The 7,272-nt window shown below is 69.1% G+C and carries 6 protein-coding genes; 4 read left to right on the plus strand and 2 right to left on the minus strand.

Annotated features, from left to right (window positions below; genetic code table 11):
• Window positions 1-113: 113 nt before the first annotated feature.
• Window positions 114-1,763, minus strand: coding sequence for a GH3 auxin-responsive promoter family protein (locus tag DB354_RS00550; protein WP_107833483.1), 1,650 nt, complete (start codon window positions 1,761-1,763; stop codon window positions 114-116).
• A 520-nt stretch (window positions 1,764-2,283) separates the two neighbouring features.
• Here DB354_RS00550 and DB354_RS00555 point away from each other — a divergent pair.
• Window positions 2,284-3,129 (plus strand): RluA family pseudouridine synthase, encoded by an 846-nt coding sequence (locus DB354_RS00555; RefSeq protein WP_107833484.1) that lies wholly within the window; start codon window positions 2,284-2,286, stop codon window positions 3,127-3,129.
• A gap of 23 nt (window positions 3,130-3,152) precedes the next feature.
• Here DB354_RS00555 and DB354_RS00560 read toward each other — a convergent pair whose 3' ends face one another.
• Window positions 3,153-4,655 carry an amidohydrolase family protein gene (locus DB354_RS00560; protein WP_107833485.1) on the minus strand — a complete coding sequence of 501 codons (1,503 nt, stop codon included), beginning with the start codon at window positions 4,653-4,655 and terminating at the stop codon, window positions 3,153-3,155.
• A 348-nt stretch (window positions 4,656-5,003) separates the two neighbouring features.
• Between DB354_RS00560 and DB354_RS00565 the strand changes: the two genes are divergently transcribed.
• From DB354_RS00565 to DB354_RS00575, 3 genes are all read left to right on the plus strand, one after another.
• Window positions 5,004-5,336 carry a pyrimidine/purine nucleoside phosphorylase gene (locus DB354_RS00565; protein ID WP_107833486.1) on the plus strand — a complete coding sequence of 111 codons (333 nt, stop codon included), beginning with the start codon at window positions 5,004-5,006 and terminating at the stop codon, window positions 5,334-5,336.
• Between the two features lie 94 nt (window positions 5,337-5,430).
• Entirely contained in the window at window positions 5,431-6,585 is a 1,155-nt protein-coding gene (locus DB354_RS00570) for a peptidylprolyl isomerase (protein ID WP_107833487.1), read from the plus strand.
• A gap of 80 nt (window positions 6,586-6,665) precedes the next feature.
• Window positions 6,666-7,199: an FKBP-type peptidyl-prolyl cis-trans isomerase gene (locus DB354_RS00575; protein WP_107833488.1), complete on the plus strand. Its 534-nt coding sequence runs from the start codon at window positions 6,666-6,668 to the stop codon at window positions 7,197-7,199.
• The last annotated feature ends 73 nt before the right edge of the window (window positions 7,200-7,272 follow it).

Here is a 7,272-nt window from a genome sequence, read left to right on the forward strand (position 1 = left end):
GCGCGCCGATTCGACTTTCCAGCCATCTTCAATCCGCCTCTGCGCTACTTCATCTCAACCAAAATGGCGCAGCCATTTTGATAAGCAGCCTGCGGACGAAGTCCGACAGGCTGCTAGGAATCCCGCGCAAACCGGGTGATTTGCAGGAGTTCGTCCGCGATCCGCCGGTCGTTCCGGCAGCGCGCGACCTTGGTCTGGCCACCCCAGCGGCCGTGAAACTCAAGCCAGTGCCGGAACACGCCGGGCATCACGAGCCGCACGGTCGGCGGATCGATCCGGCCCGCCCGGCGGCGCGCACCATACTCCGGCGCCAGCCGCTGCAGTTCGGCGTCGAGCTCGATCGCCATCTGCGGGCCTGTCGGCGTTTCCACCGTGCCCGGCTTCAACTCGATCCACCATTCATGCCGCCCGCGTGGCTGGCCCGTGAGGCTCGATTCGCACTGCGGCGCCACATGGAAGTTCACGACCCGCCAGCGGTGTCGCTTGCACACCACCTGCAGCGCGTCCGTCACCTGCTTGTCCAGCACCCCTTCACCGAAGGCCGTCAGCCGACGCGTGCGACCCACGCACTCCAGCCGCGGCGGTTCCAGCGAGCTGAATCGCACCACGTCGCCGACCGGATACCGCGCGAGCCCCGCCGGCGTGGTGACCACCAGCGCGTAGTCCACCCCGACCTTCACCTCCGCGATCGTGAGGGCCTTCGGCGCCCACGCTTCCGGTCGCGCCTCGTCAAAGTCGGCCAGCGGCACGAACTCAAAGAACAGCCCGTTGCCGGTCATCAGCCTCAGCTCGCCCGCGGCCGCCGTATCCTGCGCCGCGATAAACCCCTCCGCCGTCGCGTACACTTCGTGAAACGCCACGTCCGGACCGAGCAGTTGCCGCAACTCGTCCTGGTACGGCGTCAGCGCCACGCCGCCATGGATCAGGCACTCCAGGTTCGGCCAGAGATTCTGCAGCATCCCGATCGGGGCCCCCTCGGGTGAGGGCCTCGCCGCCAGCGCTTCGGCAAATGACAACACCCAGGTCGGCAGGCCGGCCAGGAGCGAAACGTCACAGTCCATCGTGCGCGCGATCGTCGCCTCGATCTTCGCCTGCCAGTCGCGCATCGCCGCAATCTCCGCGCCGGGCTCGCACGCACACTGCTCCACCCAGCGCGGCAGGTTCAGCGCCGCGATCGCCGGCCACTCGCCCACGTACGCCCGTGGCGTCGCCGCGTCACCCAGCGGCTCCAGCGCCGTCGACCCAGTCAGAAAGAGACCCCGCCCGCGCACCACCCCCGCGTGCCCCGCCCGCGCCGTGTAGTACAGCAGCGCATCGCGACAACTCCGCCGCAGGTGCTCGAGCGTCGCGGGCGTGGCGGGCAGCACCTTGCCCTCGCCTGTCGTCGTGCCCGCGGACTTCACGAAGAACGCACATGCTCCCGGCCACAGCACATTGGGCTCACCAGCCTGCATGCGGGTGATCGCCGGCACCAGGGCCTCGTACCCCCGCGGCAACACGCGTTGCCGAAACTCCTCGTAACTCATCGCCGCCCGCACCCCGGCGTCACGCCAATAGGACGTCGCCGCGAGCGACCCCGTGAGCGTCCGGAATGCGCGCCGCTGGCCGCTGGCCGCGCGATCGCGACGCCGCAGCCCCAGGGCCGTGCGCGCGGTCAGGAGGTCTGCCCCGAACGAGAGAATGCTTTTCGGCCAGGCCGGCATGGGCGAGCGCTCGGCATCAACCAGCGACCCGCCGCCCACCCCCGCAAGCGAATTCTCCACCCTCGTCCCCCCAAGGTGGGTGTTTCCCACGAATTTAGCACTCCTCCCGATCGTTCTCGTTCTCGTAATCGTTCTCGTTCTCTCCGCCCCGGTCGCCGCCGTGCGACCGGCAAGGAGGAGGGGGCTCCGGCCTCTTTCTCTTACTCGTACTCTTCCGCTTACTCTTGCTCCCGTGCGATCGGGCAAGGGGCATTACGGCCTCGCGTCTGGCGCCGGATATCGGCAACCCGCCCTCGCCCGTCGAGAACGAGAACACCTTCGGAGTGAAAGTGAGAGTGAGGGTGAAAGTGGGGAGCAGGCCGAGGGCCTTCGATCACTCCGGGCAGGACACGGAGGGTCGAGAACGGAGGGGGCCGCGGAGCCCAAGATCTGCGTCGACGGATTCTCCTCCGCGTCCTCCTCCGTCCTCCGTGAGCTCTGTGACGACAACGACAACGAGGGCCCCGACCTTCGGCTCATTCTCGTTTTCAGCCTTCCGTGCCGGCACCGATTCCCGCACAACAGGCAGCCTCTTTCCCGCATGTCGCTTCCGCCCGTCATCTTTGAGGACGAATCCCTCGTCGCTTTCGACAAGCCGAGCGGCCTGCTCGTCGCGCCCGACCGGTGGGACAAGTCGCGCGCCAACCTCATGGGCCTCGTCCACGCCGACCCGCGCTACGGCCGCACCGTCGCCAACGTCCATCGGCTCGACGCGGACACCAGCGGGATTCTCCTCTGCGCCAAGACCAAGCCCGCCCTCGATTTCGTCACCGGCCAGTTCCAGTCCAAGACGGTCAAGAAGAAGTACCACGCGTTCGTTGTCATCCTCCCGCCGGAGACCGCGATGAAGGTGATCGCGCCGATCCGCGACGAAAACGGCGCGCTGCCCGACACATTCACCGTCGAACTCGCGCTCGGCGAGGATGAGCGCCAACCCGGCCGGATGCGCGTCTTCAAGGGGCGCGGGGGAAAGGACTGCACCACCGTTTTCCGCACGCTCGAGCGTTTCGCCGGCGGTCGCAGCGGCACCCGCACCCAACCCGGTCCCGTCGTCAACGGCTTCGCCTTCGTCGAATGCGAGCCGCTCACCGGCCGCACGCACCAGCTCCGCGTCCACCTCGCCGCTGCCGGCGCGCCGATCCTCAACGATCCGTTCTACGGCGCGCCCGAGGTGCAGCTCCTGCTCTCCAACCTGAAGCGCGGGTACAAGGGCCGCGAGGATGAGAAGCCGCTCGTTGGCCGGCTCGCGCTGCACGCGAGCGAGCTCACGCTCAACCACCCGGTCACACGCGCGCCGGTCACGTTGCACGCGCCACTGCCGCACGAGTTCGAAATCGCACTGAAGTACCTGCGCAAATTCGCCCAGGTCGCGCCGCGACGCGCCTAGGCCGCCGCTCGGCGGATCGATGGCTACGGTGTTGCCGGCTTGCCCCAGAGCCGGCGCTGCATCTCGACGAACTTGCCGACGATCGGCCCCTGGTTCGGATGCCGCCCGCCGGTGATGCGCTGCCGCGCGCCGATCCACACTTCCTTCACGGCGCGGCGCTCCAGCCCAAACACGAGACTGGCCAACAGCGTCTCCGGATCCGCGCCCGCGATCGAGGGATCGTAGAGGTTCACCGTGAAGAAGTCCGCCGGCCGGCCAACCTCCAGCGCGCCGCCGGTCGCGCCCAGGCTGCGCGCGCCGGTCACCGTCGCCGCGGTGAAGAGAGTGCGCGCCGCGTCGGCAGCCACCACCGGACGGCGTCCCTGCGCCACCCGCAAGCCGTACTCCAGCGCCCGGGCTTCGCGCAAAAGATCGACCTGCCCCTGGCTTTCGGAGCCCAGCACCACGCCGGCGCCCGCGGCCAAGAGGGCTTCGACCGGCGCCGCGGCCAGCGCGAGGTTCTGCTCCGACAACGGGCACACGCCCACCGCCGCTCGCGCCGTGCCGAGCAGCTTGCTGTCCTCGGCGCTGAGTTGGTTGCCGTGCAGCACGGTCAGTCGCTTGTCGATGAGCCCGTGCTCCGCGAGCACCGCCACCGGCCCGCGGCCGTACTCCGCGACACAGGCCGCGACGTCCTCCGCGCTCCGGGCCACGCGGGTCTGCACCCGCAGCCGCTGGGCGTGCGCGTACGTGCCGATCGCCTTGAACGCGTCGACCGGCACCCGCGCAAGGCTCTCCGGCGCGACCCCGATCCACGCCTCATCCGCCGGCAGGCTGCCCGCCACCGCCGCCCGCAACGCCTCCGTCTCGCGCAGGAATGCATCGATGGAGGCTGCGCGCACACGCGCCGGCGCGGTCTCCGGCGCTTGCCCATGCCCGCCGCGCAGGGTCGCGACATTGAACAGCGCAATCCGGATGCCGGCTTCGCGTGCCGCGCGAAGCACCTGGTCCGCCACGAGGTGCGGCTCCGGCCACGCCGTGCCATCCGGCCGATTCTGCAGCTCGTGGAACTCGCCCACGCAGGTGATGCCCGCGAGCAGCATCTCGGTGAAAACCATCCGCGCGGTCTCGAAGATATCCTCCGGCGTCAGCCGCTGGGCCAGCGCCGTCGCCGCCTCCCGAGCCCCGGCAATCGGCTCGACGTTACGCGCGACTTGCTCGGTCCGCCCACGAAGCGCCCGCTGCCAGCTGATCGAGTGCACGTTCACCAGACCGGGCATCGCGGCCTGGCCGGGCAGCCGGCGCGCCGCCGCGAGATCCGCCGGCTCGCGCGAGAAGCGCGTGATCCGACCCAGCGGATCGGCAAAGAACGCGAGCCCTTCCTCGAACGTGTCGCCCGTGTACACCAGGTCGGGCAGCCAGCCCGTCTCCCCGGCGTGCGCGCCTGCCGCCGGTCGCGCCGGCGCCGGCGCGGCGGGCGCCGCGGGCTCGAACTGACGCGTGTACGAGGTGGGCGGGAGAAAGGGCTTCTTCGAAGGGGGTGGCACGGGTCCGCCATCATGCGCCCGTCCCCACCCCCAGCGGAAGCCCGAATCTCGGGCCAAGACACACCCTCGCCTTGAACCCCCTCTTGCCCCCACTCTTTCTCTTACTCTTACTCTTACTCTTTCTCTTACTCTTCCTCCGTCCGCCCCTCCACCCGACTACCCACCCACCAACGCCCGAACGTTCTGAGAGTAAGAGGAAGAGTAAGAGAAAGACCGCCCCGACCGCCCGAGAGAACCACTCCTACCGGCGGGTGCGGCACGTTCACTTTCACCCTCACAATCACTCCACCGGCCACTCTCACACTTCACCGACCACTCTCACTTTCACTCTCACTCCTCACTTTACCGATGTCCTCCAAACCTACCGAATTCGTCGGCGTCACCGTCCTCGCCAAGGCCAACGTTTACTTCGACGGCAACGTCATCAGCCACACCGTCCTGTTCAAGGACGACACCAAGAAGACGCTCGGGCTCATCCGGCCCGGCACCTACCACTTCAACACCGGCGCCCCGGAGCGGATGGAGATCGTCGCGGGCGAGTGCACGGTGACGATCGACGGCGCCAGCGACGTGAAGTCGTACGGCCCGGGTACCTATTTCGACGTCCCCGGCAAGAGCGGCTTCTCGATCAGCGTGACGTCCGGACTTTGCGAATACGTCTGCTCGTTCCTGCCGGTCTGAGTCTTCGCCTTGGCCGGTGACGGCCTGTACGTCACCGGCCCCACGTCCCCGCCCGCGGCCGTCCCCCACGGTCGCACGTCCCGTTTTCCGTTCCATGCGCCTGCTTTGTCTTCCCCTTCTGGCCGCGCTCCTCGTCGCCGACGTCAACGCGAGCCCCGCGCGCGCGACGGCCCCGGACACCCCGCCGCTCGCCCCCGGACTCTACGCCGAGATCGGCACGCCCCGCGGCGCGATCGTGTGCGCATTGTTCTTCCGCGAGGCGCCGCTGACCGTCGCCAACTTCGTCGGGCTCGCCGAAGGCACGCTTGGCCCCGCCCCGCGCAAGCCGTTCTTCGACGGGCTCACCTTCCACCGCGTCGTTCCCGACTTCATCATCCAGGGCGGCGACCCGCTTGGGACGGGCGAGGGCGGTCCCGGCTACAGCTTTCCCGACGAGTTTCGCCCCGGCCTGCGCCACGACGCCGCGGGCGTGCTCTCGATGGCGAACGACGGACCTGACACCAACGGCTCGCAGTTCTTCATCACGCTGCGGGAGACCAACCGGCTCAACTACCTGCACTCCGTCTTTGGCCGCGTGGTGCGCGGGCTCGACGTCCTCCCGCAGATCAAGGCGGGCGACAAGATGACGGTGCGCATCCACCGCGTCGGCGCCGAGGCCGCCGCGTTCCGCGTGGACGACGCGTCCTTCGCCGCGTTGCGCGCCCGCACCCGCGCGTACACCGACCTGCCGGGCGCCGCACCCGAGCCCGGCCCCAGCGCGCATTTCGAGGACGCGGCGCATCTCCTGCCCGCCGAGCCTCCCCGCGCCCGTGCTTTCAACTTCAAGCTCGCCAACGTCGAGCGCGCCGCCGGGCTCCGGATCGTCGCGCGACTCTATGCCAAGTCGCCGTCGGCCGCGGACGACGCCCAGCCTGGCGCCTTCATGCAGAAACTCGCCGCCCAGTTCGGCACCCTGCGCCGCGGCGCGCTGGTCGTGTACTTCGCCGACGAAAAGGACTGGCGCGTGTGGGTCGGCGAGGAGAGCACCGCCGCCTTCCTCGGCCGCCCGCCCAGCGCCGCCGATCTCGCCGAGGGCGCGGCCTTCCACGACGCCAAGGAAGCCTTCCTCAAGGCCGCCTTCGCCACTGCCGCCACCGACCTGGCGCGCCAGCAGAAAACCTCCCCCAAGCCCCTCCCGCCCGGCCAGCCCCTCAAGCTGCAAACCGACGCCCTCCTCGACACCCTGATCCAACGCCTCGAACCCCGCTGAGCTCAGGCCCATCCGGCCGGCCGCACGGGGCGCCGTTTGCGCCGCCGGGCTTTCCGGTTAAACGTCCGGCTCCTGCCTTCATGCGCAACGTCTTCTATCTCCTGCTCCTCGGCGCCTTGCTCGCGACCGTCGCCATCGTCGTTCGCTCCGGCCTGCTCGCCCGCAAGGATCCGGGCCGGCCCATCACCGCCGCCATGCGCGAGGCGCTGCAGGGCAACGAGGGCGGCTTCTCGGCCGCGGATGAGGCGCTGATCGCGAAGACCTACGGCAACGCGCAGAAGCTGTCGTCGGGCCTGCGTTACGTGATTCGCTCGCCCGGCACCGGCGACACCACGCCGCTGCGCGGCCAGGAAATCATCTGCCAGTACTCCGGCCGCCTGCTCGATGGAACGGAGTTTGACAGCTCCTACCGCCGCGGCGTCCCGCTCACGTTTCGCCTCGGCGCCGGCACCGTGATCAAGGGTTGGGACGAAGGCTTCGCCCTGCTGCACAAAGGCGAGCGCGCCACGTTGATCATCCCCTACTGGCTCGCCTACGGCGCCAAAGGCCGCCCGCCCACCATACCGCCCAAAGCCACCCTCGTCTTCGAAGTCGAACTGCTCGACTGGCGCTGAGCGAAGAAAGGGCTGAAGATGACATGTAGCCGACAGGCGGCGCGGGATGCGCCAACCTGTCGGCTGATATGAG

This window comes from Opitutus sp. ER46 (genome assembly GCF_003054705.1).
Lineage (GTDB): Bacteria > Verrucomicrobiota > Verrucomicrobiia > Opitutales > Opitutaceae > ER46.

Bases quoted from the DNA above. Each gene is read 5' to 3' on its own strand.
- DB354_RS00555 (WP_107833484.1), top strand. From the start codon at position 2,284: ATGTCGCTTCCGCCCGTCATCTTTGAGGACGAATCCCTCGTCGCTTTC.
- DB354_RS00565 (WP_107833486.1), top strand. From the start codon at position 5,004: ATGTCCTCCAAACCTACCGAATTCGTCGGCGTCACCGTCCTCGCCAAG.
- DB354_RS00575 (WP_107833488.1), top strand. From the start codon at position 6,666: ATGCGCAACGTCTTCTATCTCCTGCTCCTCGGCGCCTTGCTCGCGACC.
- DB354_RS00570 (WP_107833487.1), top strand. From the start codon at position 5,431: ATGCGCCTGCTTTGTCTTCCCCTTCTGGCCGCGCTCCTCGTCGCCGAC.